Source organism: Pseudomonas sp. B21-028 (assembly GCF_024749045.1).
GTDB lineage: Bacteria > Pseudomonadota > Gammaproteobacteria > Pseudomonadales > Pseudomonadaceae > Aquipseudomonas.
In genome coordinates, this window is sequence record NZ_CP087184.1 from 214,150 (window position 1) to 238,401 (window position 24,252).

At 63.1% G+C, this 24,252-nt stretch carries 14 protein-coding genes and 1 pseudogene; 12 read left to right on the forward strand and 3 right to left on the reverse strand.

Annotated elements, in window-relative coordinates:
* Positions 1-28: 28 nt before the first annotated feature.
* The 9 genes and pseudogenes from LOY35_RS00985 (at position 29) to LOY35_RS01025 (ending at position 13,230) form a co-directional block, all read left to right on the forward strand.
* On the forward strand, positions 29-2,185 hold the full coding sequence (locus LOY35_RS00985) for a type I secretion system permease/ATPase (RefSeq protein WP_258629746.1): 2,157 nt from the start codon (positions 29-31) through the stop codon (positions 2,183-2,185).
* A complete protein-coding gene (locus LOY35_RS00990) occupies positions 2,175-3,542 on the forward strand; it encodes an HlyD family type I secretion periplasmic adaptor subunit (RefSeq protein WP_258629747.1) in 1,368 nt (455 codons plus the stop codon). Before LOY35_RS00985 ends, LOY35_RS00990 begins: the two co-directional genes overlap by 11 nt.
* A 240-nt stretch (positions 3,543-3,782) precedes the next feature.
* Positions 3,783-4,271: a cell division protein gene (locus tag LOY35_RS00995; protein WP_258629749.1), complete on the forward strand. Its 489-nt coding sequence runs from the start codon at positions 3,783-3,785 to the stop codon at positions 4,269-4,271.
* Positions 4,264-5,706 carry a TIGR01777 family oxidoreductase gene (locus LOY35_RS01000; RefSeq protein WP_258629750.1) on the forward strand — a complete coding sequence of 481 codons (1,443 nt, stop codon included), beginning with the start codon at positions 4,264-4,266 and terminating at the stop codon, positions 5,704-5,706. The genes LOY35_RS00995 and LOY35_RS01000 overlap by 8 nt, the downstream gene beginning before the upstream one ends.
* 9 nt (positions 5,707-5,715) lie before the next feature.
* A pseudogene (locus LOY35_RS01005) lies at positions 5,716-8,152 on the forward strand (alpha/beta hydrolase).
* 383 nt (positions 8,153-8,535) lie between these two features.
* On the forward strand, positions 8,536-9,315 hold the full coding sequence (locus LOY35_RS01010; RefSeq protein WP_258629755.1) for an efflux RND transporter periplasmic adaptor subunit: 780 nt from the start codon (positions 8,536-8,538) through the stop codon (positions 9,313-9,315).
* On the forward strand, positions 9,312-10,631 hold the full coding sequence (locus LOY35_RS01015; protein WP_258629758.1) for an efflux RND transporter periplasmic adaptor subunit: 1,320 nt from the start codon (positions 9,312-9,314) through the stop codon (positions 10,629-10,631). Before LOY35_RS01010 ends, LOY35_RS01015 begins: the two co-directional genes overlap by 4 nt.
* Before the next feature lies 1 nt (position 10,632).
* Positions 10,633-12,729, forward strand: coding sequence for a biotin/lipoyl-binding protein (locus LOY35_RS01020; RefSeq protein ID WP_258629761.1), 2,097 nt, complete (start codon positions 10,633-10,635; stop codon positions 12,727-12,729).
* A 9-nt stretch (positions 12,730-12,738) separates the two neighbouring features.
* Positions 12,739-13,230 carry a GNAT family N-acetyltransferase gene (locus tag LOY35_RS01025; RefSeq protein ID WP_258629765.1) on the forward strand — a complete coding sequence of 164 codons (492 nt, stop codon included), beginning with the start codon at positions 12,739-12,741 and terminating at the stop codon, positions 13,228-13,230.
* Between the two features lie 151 nt (positions 13,231-13,381).
* Here LOY35_RS01025 and LOY35_RS01030 read toward each other — a convergent pair whose 3' ends face one another.
* From LOY35_RS01030 to LOY35_RS01040, 3 genes are all read right to left on the reverse strand, one after another.
* On the reverse strand, positions 13,382-13,969 hold the full coding sequence (locus tag LOY35_RS01030; protein ID WP_258629767.1) for a phage tail protein: 588 nt from the start codon (positions 13,967-13,969) through the stop codon (positions 13,382-13,384).
* A 288-nt stretch (positions 13,970-14,257) separates the two neighbouring features.
* The gene (locus LOY35_RS01035; RefSeq protein WP_258629771.1) at positions 14,258-14,569 is read right to left on the reverse strand and encodes a DUF6916 family protein; all 312 of its coding nucleotides are present in this window, start codon (positions 14,567-14,569) and stop codon (positions 14,258-14,260) included.
* Positions 14,570-14,615: 46 nt separating this feature from the next.
* On the reverse strand, positions 14,616-15,203 hold the full coding sequence (locus LOY35_RS01040; protein ID WP_258629777.1) for a phage tail protein: 588 nt from the start codon (positions 15,201-15,203) through the stop codon (positions 14,616-14,618).
* A 271-nt stretch (positions 15,204-15,474) separates the two neighbouring features.
* Here LOY35_RS01040 and LOY35_RS01045 point away from each other — a divergent pair, with 271 nt between their 5' ends.
* The 3 genes from LOY35_RS01045 (at position 15,475) to LOY35_RS01060 (ending at position 24,242) form a co-directional block, all read left to right on the forward strand.
* The gene (locus LOY35_RS01045; RefSeq protein ID WP_041020327.1) at positions 15,475-16,311 is read left to right on the forward strand and encodes a sulfotransferase; all 837 of its coding nucleotides are present in this window, start codon (positions 15,475-15,477) and stop codon (positions 16,309-16,311) included.
* A 112-nt stretch (positions 16,312-16,423) separates the two neighbouring features.
* Positions 16,424-22,738 carry an Ig-like domain-containing protein gene (locus tag LOY35_RS01055; RefSeq protein ID WP_408981234.1) on the forward strand — a complete coding sequence of 2,105 codons (6,315 nt, stop codon included), beginning with the start codon at positions 16,424-16,426 and terminating at the stop codon, positions 22,736-22,738.
* Entirely contained in the window at positions 22,731-24,242 is a 1,512-nt protein-coding gene (locus LOY35_RS01060; RefSeq protein ID WP_258629779.1) for a TolC family protein, read from the forward strand. Before LOY35_RS01055 ends, LOY35_RS01060 begins: the two co-directional genes overlap by 8 nt.
* Positions 24,243-24,252 lie beyond the last annotated feature (10 nt).

The window sequence follows — 24,252 nt, forward strand, 5'->3', positions numbered from 1 at the left end:
CCAGTTTGATCAGTAAAGAGTGCAGAGCGTGGAATCAGAAGTCAGTCGAGTCGAACTAGTCCATGACCCGCGCACACTGCACGACGACCCGTTGTTGGACGGGTTGCTGGCGCTCTGCATGCTGCATCAGAAACCGGCCAGCGCGGCAATGCTCACCACCGGCCTGCCGCTACCCAAGCAGCGGCTGAGCGTCGATTTATTGTCGCGCGCGGCGGCCCGGGCCGGTTTGCAGGGCCGGGTGCTGCAACGCCGGCTCGAGCAGATCCCGACCATTGCCATGCCGGCCCTGTTGCTGCTCAAGGACGGTCGCAGTGCGGTGTTGCTGGGCTGGGTCGGCGACGACCAGGCGCGGCTGCTGCTCAGCGAAAGCGACGGCGGAGAAGTGACGGTCAGCCGTGAGCTGCTGGCCGACGACTACAGCGGCAAGGTTTTTTTCGCCCAACCCCAGCACAAATTCGATGTGAACCACGGCACGCTCATTCCCCGGGCGCGTTCGTGGTTTCGCGACACCCTCAAGCGTTCTCGCTGGCTGTATGCCGATGCGATTGCCGCCAGCCTGCTGATCAACATCATCGCCATGGCCGCGCCGCTGTTTGTGATGAACGTCTATGACCGCGTGGTGCCGAACCAGGCCGAGTCGACCCTGTGGGTGCTGGCCATCGGCATTACCGGCGCCTATCTGTTCGATCTGATCCTGAAGATGTTGCGCAGCCTGTGCCTGGACCTGGCGGGCAAGAAAACCGATCTGATCATTTCCGCCACGCTGTTCGAGCGTATCGTCGGCATGGCGATGAAGTACCGTCCGGCGCGGGTCGGCAGTTTTGCCCAGAACATCCATGAGTTCCAGAGCCTGCGAGACTTCCTCGCCTCGCTGACCCTGACCAGCCTGATCGACCTGCCGTTCACCCTGTTGATCTTCATGGTCATCGCGATCATTGGCGGACACCTGGTGTGGATTCCGGTGCTGGCGTTCCCGATTGCGCTGTTGATCGGCTACGCCTTGCAGAAACCTCTGGTGGCGACCATGGAACGAACCATGGCCCTGGGCGCCGAGCGCCAGTCCAGCCTGATCGAGACTCTGGCCGGCCTGGATGCGGTGAAGGTCAACAACGCCGAGAGCGAGCGCCAATACCATTGGGAGCAGACCATTGGCACCCTCAGCCGTCTCGAGCTGCGGGTAAAAATGCTGTCCGGACTGGCGATGAACATCACCTTGCTGATCCAGCAGTTGGCCGGGGTGATCATGATCGTCTTCGGTGTCTACCTGATCATTGCCGGTAACCTGAGTATGGGGGGGCTGGTTGCCTGCTACATGCTCAGTGGTCGCGCCCTCAGCCCGTTGGCATCGTTGTCGGGCCTGCTGACTCGCTACCAGCAGGCGCGGGTGACCATGACCTCCGTCGACCAGATGATGGAGCTGCCCCAGGAGCGCAATTTCGAAGAGCGTCCGCTGAGTCGCAAGGTCCTGCAGGGTGCCATCGAGTGCCGGCAGTTGAATTTCACTTATCCGAACCAGCAGAACGCCGCGTTGAAGAACATCAACCTGGTGATCAAGCCCGGTGAGAAAGTCGGCATCATCGGCCGCAGCGGCTCGGGCAAGAGCTCTCTGGCGAAGTTGCTGGTGGGCCTTTACCAGCCGGACGATGGCGCCTTGCTGGTGGACGGCGTGGACATCCGTCAGATCGATGTCAGCGAGTTGCGCTACAACATCGGCTACGTGCCCCAGGACATCCAGCTACTGGCCGGCACCCTGCGGGACAACCTGACTTCGGGCGCTCGCTATGTCGAAGACGAGTTGGTGCTCCAGGCCGCCGAACTGGCGGGCGTGCATGAGTTTGCGCGCTTGCATCCCCAGGGTTATGAGCTGCAGGTCGGCGAGCGCGGGCAGAACCTGTCCGGCGGCCAGCGCCAGAACGTAGCCCTGGCCCGCGCGCTGCTGCTCAACCCGCCGATCCTGCTGCTGGACGAACCCACCAGCGCCATGGACAACACCGGTGAGGAACGTCTCAAGCAGCGCCTGGCCGCCGTGGTGGAGAACAAGACCGTGCTGCTGGTGACGCACCGGGCATCCTTGCTGTCGCTGGTGGATCGCCTGCTGGTGATCGACCGTGGACAGATCCTGGCCGACGGCCCGAAAGCTGCCGTGATGGAAGCGTTGAAGAAGGGGCAGATCAGTGTTGCTTAAGTCGGGTTTCAAGGATTCCGTGGGCCGCTACTTCAAAGGCACCGCTTCGCTTCGCGGGCAACCCCTGCCGGAGGTCAACAAGGCCCTGATCGAAGACGCTCCGCGCGTGGTGCGCCTGACGATCTGGAGCATCATCGCGTTCTTTGTGTTCCTGGTGCTGTGGGCCAACTTCGCCGTGGTCGACGAAGTGACCAAGGGCGATGGCAAGGCGATTCCGTCGTCCAAGGTCCAGAAGATCCAGAACCTGGAAGGTGGCATCGTCGCCGAGCTGTTCGTCAAGGAGGGGCAGATCGTCGATGCCGGTGCGCCTTTGATTCGTCTGGACGACACGCGGTTTGCCTCGAATGTGGGTGAAACCGAGGCGGATCGTCTGTCCATGCTGTTGCGGGTCGAACGATTGAGCGCCGAGGTCGACGACCGGCCGCTGAACTTCCCGGCCGACGTACTCAAGGCGGTGCCACGTCAGGCCGCCAGCGAAGAATCGCTGTATATCAGCCGTCGCCAGCAGTTGCACGATGAAATCGGCGGGTTGCAGGAACAATTGGTGCAACGTCAGCAGGAGTTGCGCGAGTTCGCTTCGAAGCAGGCCCAGTACCGCTCCAGCCTGGCGTTGCAACGCCAGGAAATCAACATGTCCGAACCGTTGGTGGCTCAAGGCGCGGTATCGCCGGTGGAAGTGTTGCGGCTCAAGCGCGCTGAAGTCGAGACCCGTGGGCAACTGGATGCCACGACGCTGGCGATTCCTCGCGCCGAATCGGCGATCAAGGAAGTGCAACGCAAGATCGACGAGACCCGTGGCAAATTTCGCAGCGAAGCGCTGACCCAGCTCAACGAGGCGCGCACCGACCTGAACAAGGCCCAGGCGACCGGCAAGGCCCTGGAAGACCGCGTAAGCCGCACCTTGGTAACGTCGCCAGTGCGGGGTGTCGTCAACAAAATGCTGGTGAACACCATCGGCGGGGTGATCCAGCCCGGCAGCGACCTGGCGGAAATCGTACCGCTGGACGACACCCTTCTGGTGGAAGCGAAAATCCGTCCCCAGGACATCGCCTTCCTGCACCCTGGCCAGGACGCCACGGTGAAATTCAGTGCGTATGACTACACCATCTACGGCGGGCTGAAAGCCAAGCTGGAGCAGATCGGTGCCGACACCGTCACCGACGAAGACAAGAAAACCACCTACTACATTATCAAGCTGCGCACCGAGCGCAGCCACCTGGGCACCGATGACAAGCCGCTGTTGATCATCCCGGGCATGGTGGCTTCGGTGGACATCATCACCGGCAAGAAAACCGTGCTCAGCTACCTGCTCAAGCCCATTATCAAGGCCCGGTCCGAAGCGCTGCACGAGCGGTAGTGTCCCAGGTTTTGCCTGATGTTGAGGCTTCCTACGGATTCGTTGCTGACGCTCCGCCATCGCGAGCAGGCTCGCTCCCACAGGGGATGAGTGTGGCCACAGATATCACAGTCATCACAGGCCCCATGTGGGAGCGAGCCTGCTCGCGATGGCGGACTTCAACTCGCCCCAATTAGCCAGGTAAAGCCACTTCCATTTCCTTTAGACTTGCGCCTCCCAAGCAAGCCTTCAGGACACGGAATGCCAGCCCCTCCCAGCTCCCTTCGCAAAGCCCTGGTCGCTTGGCTATACGCCGCTGCCCTCACGCATCTGCTGGTCGGCCTCGGGCTGACCTGGGCAGGGCACTCGGGGCTGCTCGACGGCTATCTGCAAACCATCGAGCGAGCGTTCTGGTTCGATGTTGCGGTGCCTTCGGTTGCCCGGGCGCAGCAGGTCTGGTGGCTGGCGCTGTTCGGCGCCACGTTGCAAAGTTATTCGCTGTACATGCTGGCCCTCGTCCATATCGGCAATCGGCTGAGAAGCGCGATGCCCTGGGGATGGTTGATCGCCGGCATCGTGATCTGGGCGCCCCAGGACATGCTGCTTTCCGCCCAGGCACAGGTCTGGTCGCACCTGTGGTTCGACAGCCTTGCGCTGTTTGCACTGCTGCCGCCGCTGTTCTGGCTCTACCGTCATGATCGCTGCAATCCCCTTGTCGACCACTCGCTGAGTAAGCCGAACCATGCCTGACTTCTCTCTCCTCGACTGGGCGATCACCTTGTTGATTGCCCAGGCCGTCCTGGGTGCGCTGGATACTCTCTATCACCATGAACTGACCGTCGCGCTGCCCTATCGCCACAGCGCCCGGTTGGAGCTATCGATCCACGCCTTGCGGTCGTGTTTCTACGGGATCCTGTTCCTGGGCATCGCCCATCTGGCTTTCCAGGGAATATGGGCAATCGTCATCGGGTTGCTGTTCGCCCTGGAGATCGGCCTGACGCTCTGGGATTTCGTGGTCGAGGACCGCAGCCGCAAGCTGCCGGCCATCGAGCGCATCATGCACACGGTGCTGGCGGTCAACGGTGGGGCGTTCTTCGCGCTGTACGGGGTGCAACTGGCGCAATGGGCGAATATGCCTACCGGCCTGGAGGCGCTCGACCTGGGCTGGCGCGGCTGGTTGCTGACGCTGTTTGCCGTGGGTGTCAGCGCCTCGGGTATCCGTGACGGGCTGGCGGCGCTGCGCATGCAACGCCGGGGCAGATCGGGCAATCCGTTCGCGGGCGGCGCCCATAAGCGCGTGCTGGTGACCGGTGGCACCGGGTTTATCGGGGAGACGCTGGTCAATCAATTGCTCGATGCCGGACACACCGTCAGCGTGTTGGCCCGGGATCCACTGAAAGCGGCCTATCTGTTCGACGGCCGTGCCCGTTGCCTGCGTTCGCTGAGCAAGCTGGGCCATGACGAAATCTTCGACGTGGTGATCAATCTGGCGGGTGCGCCGGTGGCCGGTCCGCGCTGGAGCCCGCGCCGTCAGGCGCAACTGATCGCCAGCCGGGTCAATACCACCGAAACATTGATGACTTGGCTGAAGAACGCCCGGAACAAACCGACGCTGTGGGTCCAGGCCTCGGCCATCGGCTTTTATGGCGTGCGTGATGCCAGTGAGAGCCTGGACGAGCATGCCGCCAAGGGTGATGGGTTCATGGCCGAGCTCTGCGCGCGGTGGGAAGCGTCGGCGCGGCCTGCCGTCGAATTGGGTCTGCGTCAGGTGGTGATGCGCCTGGGCGTGGTCTTTGGTCCGGGCGGTGCGTTGTTGCCTTTGCTGATTCCATTTCGCCTGGGGTTCGGTGGGCGGATGGGCGATGGTCGGCAGATCATGAGCTGGATACACCGCGATGATGTGATCCAGGTGATCGCCCGGGCCCTCGACGATGAGAGCCTGAGCGGCACCTACAACCTGGTGGCGCCGGACACGGTCAGCCAGGGAGAGTTTGCCGAGCGTGTCGGTAAAGTTCTCAAGCGCCCGGTATGGTTTCACATCCCTGCCGCACCGGTGCGAGCCCTGGCAGGGGAGATGGCCCAGTTGTTTTTCGACGGCCAACGTGTGGTGCCGAGCCGTCTCGCTGACGCCGGGTACCGGTTCCGTTACCCGACCCTCGACGCTGCCCTGCGCGATCTGGCCTGAGGACCGCTCATGAGCAAGCCCCTGATGTACCTGCTGGCCGGTAACGGCGGCGCCGCCGATTGGTGGGATGATGCGTTGCCGCACTTCGAGCACTACGAGGTACTGCCGCTGGAGCTGCCCGGCTTCGGCAATCATCCCCAGGCGCCTTGCGAAGACCTGGCCGCCTACGCCCAGGCTTTGCTGGAGATGACGGTCCAGGGCAGCGCGATCACTGCGGTGGGGGTGAATGCGCTGCTGGTGTTGCATGCCTTGCAGCGTCAGCCAGGGCACTTCTGTCGCAGTGTATTGCTGGCGCCGGTCGGGGCGTTTTTATGGCAGCGCCGCCTGCCGGCATTGATGTCGCCCCTGCCGCTGCGCAAAACCATTCATTGGCTGTTGGCGAACCAACCGAGGCTGTTTGCCCGCAAGTTTTCCAACCAGACCTGGACGCCTGCGCAGTACCGGCGCATGGGTGCCGGGTACGCCCGCTGTCGGGCATTTGTGCCGCATTGGGATCTGGTGCGCGCGGACACCGCGCTGCCACTGCTGGAGTGGGTTACCGACTCGGTCGAATTGGTCTGGGGCGATCAGGACAATGTGTTGGGCATCGAGCAGGCCGCGGCGTGGTCAGCCATTCTCGCCCGCGCCGATCTGACCATCAGCCTGAAACCCGGTTGGGGTCACTATCCGTGGATTGATGCGCCGGCCGAATTCGCTAAGTGGCTGGAGTCGGGCGAGCGAGGATTCGTCGCCCATACCAAGGGTGGGCGCTTGCGCCTGGCGGCGCTGGCCGGGCAAGCGGTGCCCCCGGCACTGTCGCTCAACGACTGCCACGATCCGCGCCTGCCGGCGTTCCTCGACGGCCAATCGGACGTCCTCTGGGCGGTGCGTTCGTCCAGTTATGGCGAAGACCAGGCCGATGCGGCGAATGCGGGCCTGAGCACCACTTTCTTGCGTGTAGCGACGCAGGATGTGCCGGGTCGCGTTGCCGAGCTGAGTGCAACGGGGGTCGAGGAAGTGGTGGTGCAGCGGTTCATCACGCCGCGGCTGTCCGGGATCGCCTTCGTCCGTCACCTGACCGTAGAACTGGAGTGGGTCGAAGGTCATCTCGAAGCGTTGGCCGACGGTCAGGCGAGCCCTGAGCGCGCGATCATTTCGCGTCTGGGGGACTCGTGGAACAGCGACACGTTCAAGCCCTCCCACGGCCTGACCGCCGATCAGCTATGGCGATTCCTGCAAAGACGTGCTGCGGGTGTTCCACTACGTGCCTGGTGACATTGAATGGGCCTGGGACGGCAGCCGACTCTGGCTGCTGCAATACCGGCCGATCAGCGATTACGGCTGGCGTCGACACCTGACCGCCGCCAACATCGCCGAGATCTTGCCCCCGCAACCCAGTGTCCTGGTGGAATACGCCCAGCGCCGTGCGGCGGCGAGCATTCCCGCGATCATGGCGCGCTGGGATCCGCGGATATTGCAGGACAACGAGCCCTTTACCGCGGTATTCGGCGGTGCTTCGTACATCAACAACGACCTGTTTCTCGCTCGCTTGGCGGACTGGGGCATCAACGCCAGCAACTACGCGGGTGAGGTCGGCGGCGCCACACCGCATCTGCCTTGGCGACCGCTGCGCCTGCTCCGTTCGGCGCCGTTGTTCCTGCGCATGCAGCGCATCGCCCGTGGGCATCTGCCGACGTTGGAAAACGGTTTACGGCGCTTCGACCGGGAACTCTCCGAGCTGACCGAACACGGGGCCGATGGGCAACAATTGGCTGACTGGTTCACCCGTTTCTATGTATTTGTTGTCCAGGGCAACCTGTGCATTGCAACCGCATTGGCCAGCAGCGGTGGCGACTGGCTGGGCCGGCCTCCAACCGCCTATGACAACCTGGAATCCGCCCCGCATCGGCTGCCCTGGGAAACCGACCCGGCTACGCCGCGTCCGGCACCGACCGAGTTGCCGTTGCAGGCGTTTCCCCGATGGCCCTTGGCGGTTCGCCTGGCCCATTCGGGCGGCCTGCCGGGGCTGCGCGGCTACTACCTGCAGGTGCGCGAGTGGTATCGCGACAACCTGATGCGAATTTTCTTTCGCTTGCATCACGCCATGCCGATGGCCGAACGGGCCCATTGGTTCGCACCGCATCCGGACATCCGGAGCCGGGAAGGCAGCTTCTGGCAGGATGGTCGCGAGGGCACCGAGCAAGCGAGTGGATTCCTGATCTACCCGGGACAGGTGCAAGGCATCCTGGGCGACGACATTCTGCTTGAAGAAACCCTGGACCCAGGTCGTCATGCACACTATCAGAACGCCCGGGCAGTGATTGCGCGCATGGGCGGACGCCTGTCCCACGGATCGACCTTGCTGCGCGAACTGCGCAAACCCTCGGCGGTTTTGCCACAGGTGAATGCGGCATGGTTGGGGCGCGAGGTGCTGTATCGGGATGGGGAGTTGACGTTGGTGGAGTAGGGTGTGGCTGGGGTGGTCGCCAGCAGCGAGTTTGAGTCAGATGACCAGCCCGGCACCCGCGTCGTGGAGCGGTAACAGCGACTCAAAAGCGGTGCGCACAAACTCAATCCCCAGAAACGAAAAAACCGGCATAAGCCGGTTTTTTCACCCCAACGGCCATAGAACTGAATCTCTGCGTACGAGGTCGAGCAGTGGGCAAATCCTAGCCTGGGATGATCCTGCGTCAACCGTGAATGACTGACCAACGTCAGCAAAAAACCAAGCATCTTTCGGCCCCTCTCTCAACCTTTTTGAAACGGGAGATTTCCCAAACCTGAACGCATCTCCCTTGACGCTCCCCACCGCTGTCGTAGACTCCGACCATCCGTCAGGGAGTAGCGGTCATGCAGCGTTTTTGCAGTTGGGTTGTGGGATTTGCCTTTGTAACGTGCGCAGTCCAGGCGCAGACGCCTGTTGCGGGTGATCCGTTGTTCGAGAGCAACGTGGCCGCTGGTACGTCGGGCGGCAACGAGGCGCGGGGGGTGCTTCGGGCGCGGGATCAGGCGGTGCTGGCCAGTGAGTTGGCCGGACGTATCGTCGAGTTGCCGTTCAGTGAGGGCGAGTCATTCAAGAAGGGCGATACCCTCGCGCGTTTCGATTGCTCGGCTTATCAGGCCCAGCTCAATGCTGCCCAGGCGGCGAGTCGGGGCGCCAATGAAGAGTTGGCGCATAACCGGCAACTGGCGGCGTTGAAATCTGTCGGGCGTTTCGAAGTCTCACGGGCCGAGGCTCGACTCAGCGAGGCTCAGGCGCAGGCCCAGGTGTATCAGGTTCAGGTCAAGCGTTGCAGTGTGATCGCACCGTTCGATGGGCAGGTGGTGTCACGCAAGGTCCAGCGTTATGAGAGCGTGGCGGCTGGCGCGCCGTTGCTGGATGTGGTCGACAATCGCACCCTGGAGATCCATCTGCTGGTGCCGTCGCGCTGGATGGGCAGGCTCAAGCCCGGCCAATCCTTTACGTTCATTCCCGACGAAACCGGCCGGCCGCTGCAAGCGACGGTCAAGCGCCTCGGCGCACGCATCGATGAAGGCAGCCAGACGTTGCTGCTGGTAGCGAGCCTGCCTGACGCCAGCGGCTTGTTGTCCGGCATGAGCGGCACCGCGCGTTTCGCGGAGTCCAAGTGAACGCGCCGGTCATGGGTAACGCCGAGCAGGTATTTGCCCGCTTCCTCGATCTGGAACGTCAGACGCGGGCGGCGCGTAACCCGGCGCAACTGAGCTACAGCCTGGTCAACGATGGTCAGGCCCTGTTCGGGTTTCGTCACGCCGCGCTGTTGATCGCCGGCAAGGTGCAGGCGGTGACCGGCGTCAGTACGGTGGAGCCGAACGCGCCCTTCGTGGCGTTTGTCGAGCAGGCGGTGGCGCAGTTGTTCAAGCAAGGCGTGCTGAATCAGGCCCGGGTGATTGCCGCCGATGGCGTGAGCGAAGCCGTTCAGGCGGACTGGCGAAGCCTGTCGGCCGGGCAGGTATTCTGGCTGCCGTTGATTGATCACAAGGGCCTGGTTTTCGGAGGCCTTTGGCTGGCCCGTGACCTGCCTTGGACGCCGGCCGAGCAAGTGCTGCTGTCGCAACTGGGCGACACCTACAGCCACGCGTGGCTGGCGTTGCAACCGCGCAAGCCGTGGCGTTTGCGCTGGACGCGCAAGCGTCAGGTCGCGCTGGTGGCGGTGCTGTTGCTGGGCTTGCTGGTCCCGGTGCGCCAGTCGGTGCTGGCCCCGGCCGAAGTGGTGCCGCTGGGTGGTCAGGTGGTGGCGGCGCCGCTGGACGGCGTGATCGCCGAATTCATGGTCAAGCCCAACCAGGCCGTCAAGAACGGCGACCTGTTGCTGCGCTTCGAAAGCACCAGTCTCAAGGCTCAGGCCGATGTGGCCGAGCGCGCACTGGACGTGGCCGAGGCGGAGCTCAAGGCCAACTCCCAACGCTCATTTGCCGATGCCGAATCGAGCTCCAGGATCGATCTCCTGGCCGCTCGCGTCGAGCAGAAGCGTGCCGAGCGCAACTATGCCCTCGAGTTGCTCAAGCGCAGTGAAGTGCGTGCCGAACGGGATGGCATCGCGGTGTTTGCCGATGTCGAGCGCTGGCTCGGCAAGCCGGTGCAGACCGGTGAGCGGTTGATGGAAATTGCCGACCCCAGCCAGGCTGAGCTGCGTATCGAACTGGCGGTCGGCGATGCGATAATCCTGGCCCCCGGTGCGCAAGTCGCATTGTTTCTCGACAGCGATCCGTTGCAGCGGCATGTGGCCTGGCTCGAGCGTTCGGCCTACGAGGCGCAACCCACCGCCGGCGGACAGCTTGCTTATCGATTGGATGCGCGCTTCGACGGCGTCGCGCCGCGTATCGGCCTGCGGGGCACGGCGAAAATATTCGGTGATCGCGCGCCGCTGGCGCTGTACCTGTTGCGTCGGCCACTGGCTGGCCTGCGCCAGAGCGTAGGTCTGTAGCGTGGCGCTGCCGAGCCTGCGGCCGGATCTGCAGCTGTCTCCGGCGGCACCGGACCCTGATGGTTCGCCTCAATGGACGCTGGCCGATCCAGTGCGCGGGCGTTATTTCAAGCTGGGCGCGGCGGCGATGCGCATGCTGCGCCATTGGTCCCTGGGCGATCCGGAAAAGGTGCTGCAAGCGGCGAACCGCGAGCCGGGCCTGCCCCTCAATGGCGAGTCGCTGGAGCAGCTGCTGGGCTTTCTGCGCGGCCACGATCTGATCAGCGCACTGGATCCGCAACAGCGTGACAGCTATCAGTTCAAGACGGCCGCCCGGCGCCAGAGTCTGTGGCAGATCCTGTTGCATCAGTACCTGTTTTTCCGGATTCCGCTGTGGCGTCCGGACGCCTTTCTCAACCGCGTCTGGCCCTGGCTGGCACGGTTCGGGCCCAGGATCCTGCGTTACGGATTGCCGCTGACCCTGGGTGCCGGGGTTTTTCTGGTGTCACGGGATTGGCAGCGGTTCCTGGCGACTTTTCCACACCTGTTCAGCCTGGCGGGTGCGCTTGCGTTCGGGGTGGCGTTGTTTTTCGCCAAGCTGTGCCATGAATTCGGCCATGCCTTCATGGCCAAGCGCGCCGGTTGCCGGGTGCAAAGCATGGGCGTGGCGTTCATGGTGCTGCTGCCGATGTTCTATACCGATGTCAGCGACGCCTGGCGGATCAATGACCGGCGGGCCCGGTTGCTGATTGGCGCCGGCGGCGTGCTGGCGGAACTGCTACTGGCGTGCATCGCCCTGCTTGCCTGGTCGCTGCTGCCTGACGGACCGGCCCGCACCGCGGCGTTCATGCTGGCCAGCGCCACCTGGATCACCACGCTGATCATCAACCTGAATCCCTTCATGCGCTTCGACGGATACTTCCTGCTCAGCGATTTCTGGGCGGTGGACAATCTTCAAGGCCGGGCGTTTGCCCTGTGTCGCTGGCGCTTGCGCGAAGCCTTGTTCGGTTATGGCGTGGCGGCGCCGGAACCCTGGTCGCCGAAGATGCGCCGCCGCCTGCTCGTATGGGGATATGGGTCGTGGTTGTGGCGAGCGGCGTTGTTTTTCGGCATTGCCCTGGCGGTCTATCACCTGTTCTTCAAGGTGCTGGGCATTTTTCTGATGATGGTGGAATTGGTCTGGTTCATTTTCATGCCTATCGTGAATGAGTGGCGACAATGGTGGCAGCATCGCGGGCAGGCCCATGGGCCGCGGGTACTGCTGACCGGGTTGGTCTTGCTGGCGTTGATCCTGGCCTTGCTCTTGCCCTGGCGCAGCGCCGTGGAAGTGCCGGCAATGCTGGAGGCCGGACGGGCCAGTGCCTTGTATGCACCGGTGGCGGCACGGGTCAAACAGGTGAATGTGCACGATGGGCAGGTGGTGGCCCAGGGCGATGTGTTGATTGAACTGGAGTCGCCGGACATGGCGTCACGCCTGAGCATCGTGCGCCGGGAAATCGAAATCCAGAAATTGCAGATGCGTCGCCAGGCCGGCCGTAGCGAAACCGCCGCCGATGCGGGCATCGTCGAGCAGCAACTGGCCGAAGCGGTCGCCGAGTACCGCGGCCTGGTCGCCCAACGTGAGCGACTGTTGTTACGGGCGCCTCATGCCGGCCAGGTGCGTGACCTGCTGCCGCAATTGGCGGCAGGCCGCTGGTTGTCACCCACGCAGCCGTTGGTGCGGGTGGTGCAGGCCGACTCCCGCTTGCGCGGTTACCTCACCGAGGCCGAGCTTTGGCGGGTCGGGCCCGGTGCCACGGGGCGATTCATCGCCGATGATCCGATGCACCCTTCGATTGCCGTGCAACTGAATGAAGTCGACACCAACGGCGCCGCCTGGGTCGACCAGCAGGCGTTGACGTCCGATCATCATGGACCGATTGCCGTGCGCCGGGATTCGCAACAGCGCGCCGAGCCCGTGCAGGCGCAATATGGCGTGCGCCTGAGCGCCATTGATGATGAAGCCGCGCCGCCGCAACCGCTGCGGGGAGTCGTGGTGCTGCAAGGGCAGGGCGAGTCGATACTGGGAGCGGCCTGGCGTCGGTTGGCGGCGTTGGGTGTAAGGGAAAGCGGATTTTAAGGAGCGTACATGGAGTCAGTAGCGGCAGAGGGATTGGTGGTGCGGCCGTCGCGGGTCAGCGATGGTCCGTTTTTGCAGAGTCTTTATCAGGCGGCGCGACCGGATCTGCAATGGATCGATGGCGAGCACGAGCAAGTGCAGCAGGTGATCGCCCAGCAGTTCCAGGTACAGGAGCAGGGGCTGGGGGAGAACTTTCCCAATGCCATGCATTACGTCGTGGAAAAACTCGGCACCGCCATTGGTGCCTTGAGCACCGATTTCGGCCCCAATGAAATTCGCGTGTTGTACCTGGCCTTTATCCCCCAGGCCCGTGGTCAAGGTTATGGCCGGACGGTGTTGCAAGGCGTGCAGAAAGCCGCGCAGCAGATCCGTTGCCCGGTGGCGACCGTGGTCTGGACCAGCAACCCTCATGCACGGCGGCATTACCTGGCGCTGGGCTTCGAAGTCCAGGAGCGCAACCCGGCGGCGGAGCGGTTGGTCTGGTATCCGAAAGGAAACTGACAGCTCAATATTCCTTAGTGTGTGAGGGAGTTTCTGTGGGAGCGAAGCTTGCTCGCGATAGTGGCAGACCAGTCAATATTGTTGCTGCCTGACTTGTCGCCGTCGCGAGCAAGCTTTGCTCCCACGGGGCCGCTGCCCTGCGATTGAAAAATCAGTTCCGGGATGGGAACAGACCGTTCAGGGCAATGCTGAAGTTGATGACCAGGAACGGGTTCATGATTGCCATCGGCATCCCGTTGCCCGTGGGGGCTACCGTGCCGCTGACCGTCGTGGTCACGCCTTTCAGCGGTACTGGCGAGGCACCTGGCTGGTCGGAATAGATATTCGCCGCTCCCGGTCCGGTGCCCGAGGTGCCGATGAAGGAGTTGGTGGCCGTCGGCGTATTCAACGGGTTGCTGGCCGGGTTCGCCAGTTGCAGGGTGGTTGCGGCGGTTATACCCGTCAGGGTGTGGGTGTGATTGGGCAGGTTGTTCAGGGTCGCCGTGACGTTTTCGGTGCCGGAAGTCTCGCCGATCACACGCGGGGTCAGGCCCAGGCCGTTGCCCTGGCCCAAGGGCTGTCGACCTTGCAGGTTGGGCAGCATGAAATTGGTCTGGCCGTTGCCTCCGTAGTAGGTGCCGATCAGTGAGAACAGTGCCTGGTATTGCGCGATGCCAAGCGTCTGCCCGCTACACAGCGCCCAGCCGCTGGGCGCGAAATTAAAGGCAAACGACTGGATAGTGCCCATGAATACTTCCATAGATTCCTCGTCCCTCAGGTTACAGTTCAGGTGTTGCCAGGGGAGAAAATTGCGTTCAGCCCGACTCCTTTCATTCCCTGGCCTGGTCACGCACGGCTGAGCGTAGACGTGGTTACCGCGTTTTGCCGGGTGTGATTCGCGGATCGGCCACCAGGTCTGTGTGCAGCACAAATCCCTTCTGGGAGCGAGCCTGCTCGTGAAAGCGGTGGGGTCAGTCGCATTCTTGTTGAATGTGCCGCCATCATCGCGAGCGGGCTCGCTCCCACAGGGTCACTCGGATGGCTCACGTTAGTTGAATGCGATATAGAAATACCCCACCGCCGGATCCCGTCCCATGGGGGGTATCCGCGACACGAACACCCCTTCGAGCCTGCCCAGTTCGGGCACTTCCAGTGCGCACAAGCCGTCCACGAAGTCAGTGGCCTGCAAGCTATTGAATTCAACGCTGAAGGGCATACGTTCTGTATGGGGCATTTTCGCCCGGGGCGCATGCTCGAGGGTTTCGATCCGTACGGGCAGGCAACTGCCGTCGGGCAAGGTCAGGTGGCTGGTCTGGCCCAGCAGGGGTTGGAAATGGTGGCTATGGACAGCTTGCAACATGTCGATACTCCAACGGGCCGGAGGGCCGTGGTCCTCCGGTGGATCCTCAGTTACGGGACGGGAAGTAGCCTTGCAGGGCAATGCTGAAGTTGATCGCCAGGAATGGGTTCATGATTGCCATTGGCAGTCCATTGCCGGTGGGGGCGACCGTGCCGCTGACCGTCGTGGTCACACCCTGCAGCGGTACCGGCGACGCTCCTGGCTGGTCGGAATAGATATTCGCAGCGCCTGGTCCGGTGCCCGAGGTGCCGATGAAGGAGTTGGTGGCCGTTGGCGTATTCACCGGGTTGCTGGCCGGGTTCGCCAGTTGCAGGGTCGTTGTAGCGGTTATACCGGTAAGGGCATGAGTATGATTGGGCAGGTTGTTCAATGTCGCCGTGACGTTTTCGGTGCCGGAGACGGTGCCGATCACCCGCGGGGTCAGGCCCAGGCCGTTGCCCTGGCCCACGGGCATCCGTCCCTGCAAGTTGGGGAGCAGGAAGGTGGTCTGGCCGTCGCCGCCGTAAGTCACGCCGATCAGGGCAAACAATGTCTGGTATTGGGCAAGACTGAGGGTCTGCCCGTTGCACAAGGCCCAATCCCTGGGTGCAAAGTTGAAAGCGAACGGCTGGATAGTCCCGATGAATACTTCCATAGAATCCTCATCTTTCAGGTTGTTGGTCTGCGCGAAACGGGCAAAGACGCCTGGCCTGGTCACGCCCGGCTGAGCGTAGACGGGGTTATTTCATTCTGCCCGCGGGCTGAAAATGGTTGCCGCCCGGCTTAAACGATTCAGGTTTAGGAGGGCCCTGTACCGTCCATCTTTTTTACAAATGCAGGTGCGCTTGATGTCAAATTAGTACTAGTCGAGATTTATTTCCTCGTCTACGCTTCGGACACAGATGGACTACAAACGGTGATAGGGATTGTCAAAATTTCACTTTATTTCCGGTCTACCGCGCTCAGGCTCGACCCTGCTTTCTGCGATTCTGTTGCAGAATCCGCGCTTTCACGCCGGCATGACCAGCCCCGTCGGTACGCTGTTCAGCAGCGTGTTGCAGCAATGCAGTGCTGGCAGCGAATTCGGTTCGGTGATCGACACCGACCTGCGCCGTCGCCTGCTGCGTGGGTTGTTCGACTCGTACTATGCCGACAAGGCCGACAAGCCCGTCATCTTCGATACCAACCGCCAGTGGTGCGCTCGTTTGCCGGCGCTGCAGGATCTGTTTCCCCAAGCCAAGACCATCGCCTGCGTGCGCAACGTTGCCTGGGTGCTCGACAGCCTGGAGCGGCTCTACCGCGCCAACCCGTTCGAGAACACCAAGCTGTTCAACGACGATGACGAGCGCAACACCGTCTATAGCCGTTGTGAAACCCTGGCCCAGCGCAACCGCCTGGTGGGGTATGCCTGGACGGCGCTCAAGGAAGCCTATTACGGCGAAAACGCCGAATCATTGCTGATCGTCGATTACGACTTGTTGAGCCAGGCACCCGAGCGGGTGATGCGGCTGGTCTATGAGTTCATCGACGAGCCCTGGTTCGAACACGATTTCAATCACTTGACCTACGACGCACCGGCCTTCGACCTGGCCCTGGGCGTTGCCGGCCTGCACAAGGTCAAGCCCAGGGTCGCGCCGCAAGCGCGACGGACCCTGCTGCCGCCGGATCTGTTCGAGAAGTATGCCGAGTTGTCGTTCTGGCGCGATGGTTCTGCCAGCGCCGCCAATGTCATTCGTATGAAAACCGACGCCGCGCTCAGTTGAGCGCGGTTTATTTCATTTGCGTGTTCAAGCAGTTCGAGTCCGGGTGAACGTCATGTGGTGGAGCAAAGGTAAATCGCGGGTAATCGAGGGCGCACAGGCCCTGGCATCGCCAATGATCATGTCCCTGGAACCGCGGATGCTGTTCGACGGCGCCGTCGCCGCGACCGTGGCCGATGCCGCGCAGCCGGACGCCCACCCCACCGCCGACGCGGCCAAGACGCCCACGGCCGATCAGGCCACCGATACCCATGCGGCCCCGGGCCAGACCGACGCCACTGAGGCTGCCGTTCCGGGCAAGTCGGTGGTATTCGTTGATTCCCGGGTCAAGGACGCCGCCAGCCTGCTCGAAGGCGTGGCGCCCGGCACCCAGGTCGTGCAACTGGATGCCACCAAGGATGGCTTGCAGCAGATCGCCGATTACCTGGACACCCACCAGGGCGTCAGCTCGGTGCAGATCATCGCCCACGGCAACGCCGGTGATCTGTGGTTGGGCAACGCCTACCTGTCGGCGGACAACGTCCAGGCCCGCGCCGAGGTGCTGGCGCAGATTGGCCAGGACATGAACGCCGGTGGCGATATCCTGATCTATGGCTGCTACACCGCCCAAGGCGAGCGTGGCCTGGAGCTGGTCGATTCACTGGCGCAACTGACCGGCCGCGATGTGGCCGCGTCCAACGACCGTACCGGTCTGGGCGGCGACTGGGACCTGGAAATCGCCACCGGCAATATCGAAAGCGCCAACGCGTTGTCGGCCAACGCGATGAGCGACTACCAATGGGGCCTCGCCACCTGGACTGCCACCAATAACGCCAACACCGGCATCGGCTCGTTGCGCGCGGCCCTGGCTTCGGCACAGAACGGCGACATCGTCACCTTCAGCAGCGGCATGACCGTCGCGTTGACCCAGGTGTTGGTGGTCAACAAGAACGTGACCATCGATGGCGACCTCAATAACGACAACGTCGCCGATGTCACCCTCGATGGGCAATTTCGTACCCAGGTCCTCAGCGTGACGTCCGGTACCACGGCGACCCTCGATGGCCTGGTGATTACCCGTGGCATGGTGGCGGGTGACGGTGGCAATGGTGGCGTCGATGCCGCGGTCGCCAAGGCCGGCGGTATCTATAACGCCGGGACCCTGACCCTGAAGAACGTCACGATCACCGCGAACGCCGCCTCGGGCGGTGGTGGCGGTGGTGGCGTGACGCCGCAGTATGCCGGTGGCGGCGGCGGTGGTGGCGGTGCGGTCGGCAGCGGTACCGGCGGCAAGGGCGGCGATACGATCAATGCCACGGGCTCCGTCGGCTCGACCGGACAAGGCGGCGCCGGCGGCGGTTTCTTCAACATGGGCGGACGGGGTGGCAACTCCACCGGTGGCATCGGTGGTGCTGCGTACCCGGGCTACAGCACCGGGTCGGCTGGCGGCACAGCGGCCAGCGCCGGTTTGTCCATCGGCGGCGGTGGTGGCGGTGACGGCTACAACGCGGTCGGTGGTGCCGGTGGCGGCGCGGTCGGCGGTATCTACAACGATACCGGCGCGACCCTGCGCATCATTGGCAACTCAGTGATTTCCAACAACATCGGCGCCGGCGGTGGCGGTGGCGGTGGTGGCGCCGGAGGTGGCTACACCCACACCGGCGGTGCGGGCGGCGTCGGCGTTGGCGCCATCTGGAACAAGGGCGCGATCCTGATCACCGCCGCCAACTTCGCGGCCCTGTCGGGCAACGTCGGCGGCAGCGGCACCGGGGGCGGCAGTGCTGGCATCGCAGGTACTTCGCCCGCTTCCGTGGCCAATGTCTACGGTGACGGCGGGACCATCAATACCAACTATGTGCCGGATTTGACCCCGCCTACCGCGACCGTCGTGGTGGCCAATACCAACTTGAATTCCGGCGGTACGTCCCTGGTGACCATCACTTTCTCCGAGGCGGTGACAGGGCTTACCGCGGCGGATCTGTCGGTGCAGAACGGCTCGGTAACCGGCTTGGCCAGCGGCGACGGCGGCATCACTTGGACCGGTACGCTGACGGCGGCCAGCAACATCGCCGACACCACCAATGTGATCACCCTGGACAACACCGGCGTTGTCGACCTGGCGGGTAACGCTGGCGTGGGCACCACTGACTCGAACAACTACGCGGTCAACGACACCGTGGCGCCGACGGCGACCATTGTGGTGGCCGATACCGCGCTCAAAAGCGGTGAAACCTCGGCCGTCACCATCACCTTCTCCGAGGCGGTGACCGGCTTCACCACCGCCGACCTGACGGTGGCCAACGGTACGCTCAGCGGCCTGAGCAGTGCCGACGGCGGCATCACCTGGACGGCGACCCTGACCCCGGATGCCGACGTCACCGACACCACCAACCTGGTGGTCCTGGACAAGACCGGTGTCATGGACCTGTCCAGCAACGTCGGCGTGGGCACCACCAACTCGAACAACTTCGCCATCGATACCCTGCGCCCGACCGCTACCATCGTGGTGACGGACAACGCGCTGAGAGCGGGTGAAACCTCGCTGGTGACCATCACCTTCAACGAGGCGGTGACCGGTTTCACCACCGCGGACCTGACGGTTGCCAACGGTACCGTCACCGGGTTGAGCAGCGGCGACGGCGGTATCACCTGGACCGGGACACTCACCCCGACTGCCAGCATCAGTGACACCACGAACGTGATCACGCTGGACAACAGCGGTGTTGCCGACCTGTCCGGCAACGCCGGCACGGCCACCACCGATTCGAACAACTATGCAGTCGACACGCTGCGTCCCACCGCAACGATCGTGGTGGCCGACACTGCACTGAGCGCAGGTGAAACCTCGCTGGTGACCATCACGTTCAGCGAGGCCGTCAGCGGGTTCACCCTGGCCGACCTGACGGTCGCCAACGGCTCCTTGAGCGGGTTGAGCAGTGCGGATGGCGGAATCACCTGGACCGCGACGCTAACGCCAAGCGCCAGCGTCACCGACGCCACCAACCTGATCGTCCTGGCCAATACCGGGGTGAGCGATGCGGCGGGCAACGCCGGCACCGGCACCACCAGCTCCAATAACTACGCCATCGATACGCAGCGCCCGACCGCCAGCATCGTCGTTGCCGACTCCACGTTGAGTATCGGCGAAACCTCGTTGGTGACCATTACCTTCAATGAGGCGGTCACCGGCTTCACCACCGCCGACCTGACGGTCGCCAACGGTACCGTCACCGGGCTGAGCAGCAGCGACGGCGGCATTACCTGGACCGGGACACTCACCCCGAGTGCCAGCACCAGTGACGCGAGCAACCTCATCACCCTGGACAATACCGGAGTGAGCGATGCGGCGGGTAACGCCGGCAGCGGCACCACCGATTCCAATAACTATGCCGTCGACAACGTGCGTCCCACCGCGACCGTGGTGATTGCCGACACGGCGATCGCCGCCGGCGAAACCTCCTTGGTGACCATCACCTTCAGCGAGGCGGTGACCGGTTTCACCCTGGCCGACCTGACCACTGCCAACGGCAGCCTGAGCGGGCTGAGCACCAGCGACAACATCACCTATACCGCTACCTTCACCCCAAGCGCCGGCGTCAACGACACCAGCAATCTGATCACCCTCGATAACACCGGCGTGGTGGACGGGGCGGGCAATGCCGGCACTGGCACCACCGATTCCAACAACTATGCCGTTGATACGCAACGCCCGACCGCCACCATCGTCGTGGCCGATAATGCGTTGAGCGTCGGCGAAACCTCGCTGGTGACCATCACCTTCTCCGAGGCCGTGACCGGCTTCACCAACGCTGACCTGAGCGTGGCAAACGGTACGCTGAGCGCGGTCAGCAGCAGCGATGGCGGCATCACGTGGACCGCGACCCTCACGCCGACCCTCGGGATCGTCGACACTACGAACGTCATCATGCTGACCAACACCGGCATCAGTGATGCGGCGGGCAACACCGGTACCGGCACGACCAGTTCGAACAACTACGAGGTCGACACCAACGTGCCGACGGCCACTATCGTGGTCGCCGACTCCTCGTTGAGTATTGGTGAAACTTCGACGGTGACCATCACCTTCAACGAGGCGGTGAACGGGTTCGACAACAGTGATCTGACCATCAGCAACGGCACCCTGAGCAACGTCAGCAGCAGCGATGGCGGCGTGACCTGGACGGCCACCTTCACGCCGAGCGTCGGCATTTCCGATACCAGCAACCTGATCACCCTGGACAACACCGGTGTGCGCAACGGTGCGAACAACGCCGGGGTCGGCACCACCGACTCCAACAACTATGCCGTCGATACCGTGCGCCCCACCGCGACTGTCGTCGTGGCCGACACCGCCATTGGTGCTGGCGAGACTTCGCTGGTGACCATCACCTTCAGCGAGGCGGTGACCGCTTTCACCGCCGCCGACCTGACGGTGGACAACGGTACTGTCACCGGGCTGAGCAGCAGTGACGGTGGTATCACCTGGACCGCGACGTTCACGCCGAGTGCCGGCATCAACGACACCAGCAATGTCATCACCCTCGCCAACAGCGGTATCGCCGACCTGGCGGGCAACATCGGCACCGGAACCACCGATTCCAACAACTATGCCCTCGACACCCAGCGCCCGACCGCCACTATCGTGCTGAGCGACGCAGCGCTGCGCCCGGGCGAAACCGCGCTGGTGACCATCACCTTCTCCGAGGCCGTGACCGGTTTCAGCAACGCTGACCTGAGCGTGGCCAATGGCAGCCTGAGCGCCGTCAGCAGCAGCGATGGCGGCCTGACCTGGACCGCCACGTTCACGCCGACTGTGGGCGTGAGCGATGCCACCAACCTCATCGTCCTGGACAATACCGGTGTGAGCGATGCGGCTGGCAACGCCGGGACAGGGACCACCAACTCGGCCAACTACACCGTCGAGACACAGGTGCCGACCGCCACTGTCGTGGTCGCGGACAGTTCGCTCACGGTGGGGGAAACCTCGCTGGTGACCATTACCTTCTCGGAAGCGGTCAGCGGTTTCGACAATTCGGACCTGAGCGTGAATAACGGCACGTTGAGCAATGTGTCGTCTTCTGACGGTGGCGTGACCTGGACGGCGACGTTCACTCCGAGCGCCGGGATTTCCGACACCAGCAACCTGATCAGCCTGGATACCAGCGGCGTGATCAACGTTTCCGGCAACAGCGGTGTCGGCGTGGTGAACTCCAACAACTACGCCGTCGACACGGTGCGTCCGGGCGCCACCATCGTGGTCGGCGATACCAGCCTGGGTATTGGCCAGACCACCACCGTGACCATCAGCTTCACCGAGGCGGTGACCGGTTTCGACCTGTCGGATCTCAGCGTCGCCAATGGTGTGCTGTCCAACCTCGCCAGCAGTGACGGCGGCCTGACCTGGACGGCGACCCTGACGCCTACGGCGGGTGTCAACGATGCCACCAACCTGATTCTGCTCGACGCCAGCACCGTGCAGGACATTGCCGGCAACGCCGGCGCGGGTATTGCGATCTCCAGCAACTACGCACTCGATGCCACCCGGCCGAGCGCGACTATCGTTGTTGCCGATCCGAGCCTGAGTGCGGGCGAAACCACCCAGGTGACCATCACCTTCAGCGAAGCCGTGGCCGGTTTCGACCTGTCGGACCTGAGCGTCACCAACGGCGAACTGTCCAACCTGACCAGCAGCGACGGTGGCAAGACCTGGACTGCGACCTTCACCCCCACGGTGAATCTCACCGACCCGAGCAATTTCATCGCCCTGGACACCAGTAACGTCAGTGATGGGGCGGGCAATGCCGGGGCAAGCGTGGCGGTGTCCAACAATTACGCCATCGACACGGTGGTGCCCAACGACGTGAAGCCACCGCCGGATTTCCTGACGTCGGATCCCGTCACGGTCATTCCGCCGTCCGATGTGCCGTTGCAGCCGATCGTCTTCACGCCGCCGACGGGCGACCTGGGTTCGCCGTTGGGCTTCCCACCGCTGTTCGAGCAACGGGATGTGGGCGGCGGCCTGCGACCAATAGGCGATATTTTCATCAACCGTGGCGAACTGGCGCCCAGCTATATTGCCCAGGTATTCAGTACTGACGCTGCCGGCGATGGCTCGGGTCAAGGGTTCCTCGGTTTTGGGGGTGGCGACGGCGGGTGTTCGGTAGCAGCACCATTTCGACCCTGTTCAACCATGATTCCGGCGCCGAAAGCGAGTCGATGGATGCCTTTGGCAATTCGTCGATGCAGGGGGGCGATGTTTCCCAAGGTATGCGCGGAATGTTCGGCGCACCGACTTTGGGTCAACAACTGCAACACCTCAAGGACACTGAGCAGCGTCAAGTCGACAGCCTGGCGATGGCGTTACAACAGGTGGGCGTCAGTCAGGCACAGGCCTGAAGCATTCAATAAGAAAAATTGTGCGGCAACCAGGGGCATTCCAGGGAATGAATAGAAGTCAGAAGTTATTCGGTATGAGTCTGCTGGCAGTGGTGGTCAGCGGGTGTGCAGTCACCAGTGAGCCGATCGATCGTAGCGTCAGCGAACAGCGCGCCCAAACCGATCTGCAAAACATGTACAAGGGCCAGGAGCCTCTCAGCGGCCCGTTGACCCTGCATCAGGCCATGGCCCGGGCAGTGAAGTACAACCTGGAAGGGCGCCTGAAAATCATGGAAGAGGCCCTGGCCAAGCGGCAGCTCGACCTGGCCAGTTTCGACATGCTCCCACGCATGGCGCTGGACGCCGGTTACGTGGGTCGCAACAACGTCAACGCGTCCAGCAGCCAGAGCGTGGAGACCGGCACCCAGTCCCTGGAACCGTCGACCTCCCAGGACCGTGACCGTGAAGTGGCCGACCTCACCATGGTCTGGAACGTGCTCGACTTCGGCGTGAGCTACATCAGCGCCAAGCAGGCCGGTGACCAACGATTGATCGTTCAGGAACGTCGGCGCAAGGTGATCAACACCATCGTTCAGGACGTACGCTCGGCCTATTGGCGAGCCATGGCCGCCGAACGCCTGCTCAAGCAGATCGACAGCCTGATGGCCCGGGTCGAGGCGGCGCGCAACAACAGCCAGAGCATGAGCGAGCAGCGCATCGGTGACCCGGTGCAGGCCCTGGGTTATCAGCGCTCGCTGATCCAGGCCACCCGCCAGCTTGAAGAGCAGCGGCGCGCGTTGTCCCTGGCCAAGACCGAACTGGCCACCCTGATCAACCTGCCCCTGGGCACCGAGTTGACCCTTGCGACCCCGGATGAGTACGAGATTCCGGAACTCAAGGTCGACATGGCCCGTCTCGAACACGAAGCCCTGACCAGCCGTCCGGAACTGCGCGAGCAGGATTACCAGACACGCATCACGGCCGCCGAAACCCGCAAGGCCATGCTGCGGCTGTTGCCGGGGTTGGAGTTTTCCGCTGGCGGACACTACGACAGCAACTCGTTCCTGGTGGAACAGGGCTGGGCCGACTATGGCGTGAAAGTCACCTGGAACCTGTTCAACGTGATCTCCGCCCCGGCGGCCATCGACGTGGCCAAGGCCGGTGAAGAAGTGGCGGCGGCGCGGCGTCAGGCAATGTCGATTGCCGTGCTGGCGCAGTTGTACGTGGCCAACGCCAACTATCGCGATGCGCTGCGCCAGTTCAAGACCAACCAGCAACTGTCGGACATCGACGGGCAAATCGTCGGCCAGTTGCGCAACCGTTATCAGGCCGCCGGCATCGGTGAGTTGGACCTGATCCAGGGTGAGCTCAATACCTTGCAGGCTGATCTGCGACGGGATCTGTCCTATGCCGACCTGCGCAATGCCTACGGCCAGATCTTCGCCAGCGCCGGTCTTGACCCGATGCCCGACGAAGTGCAATCGACTCAGGTGCAGTCGATTGCCACGGCATTGGCCAATCGCGAAGCGGCGTGGGCCCAGGGCGACATCACGGTGCCGACGGCGGCGGTGAAGCCATAACGGGGCGCAC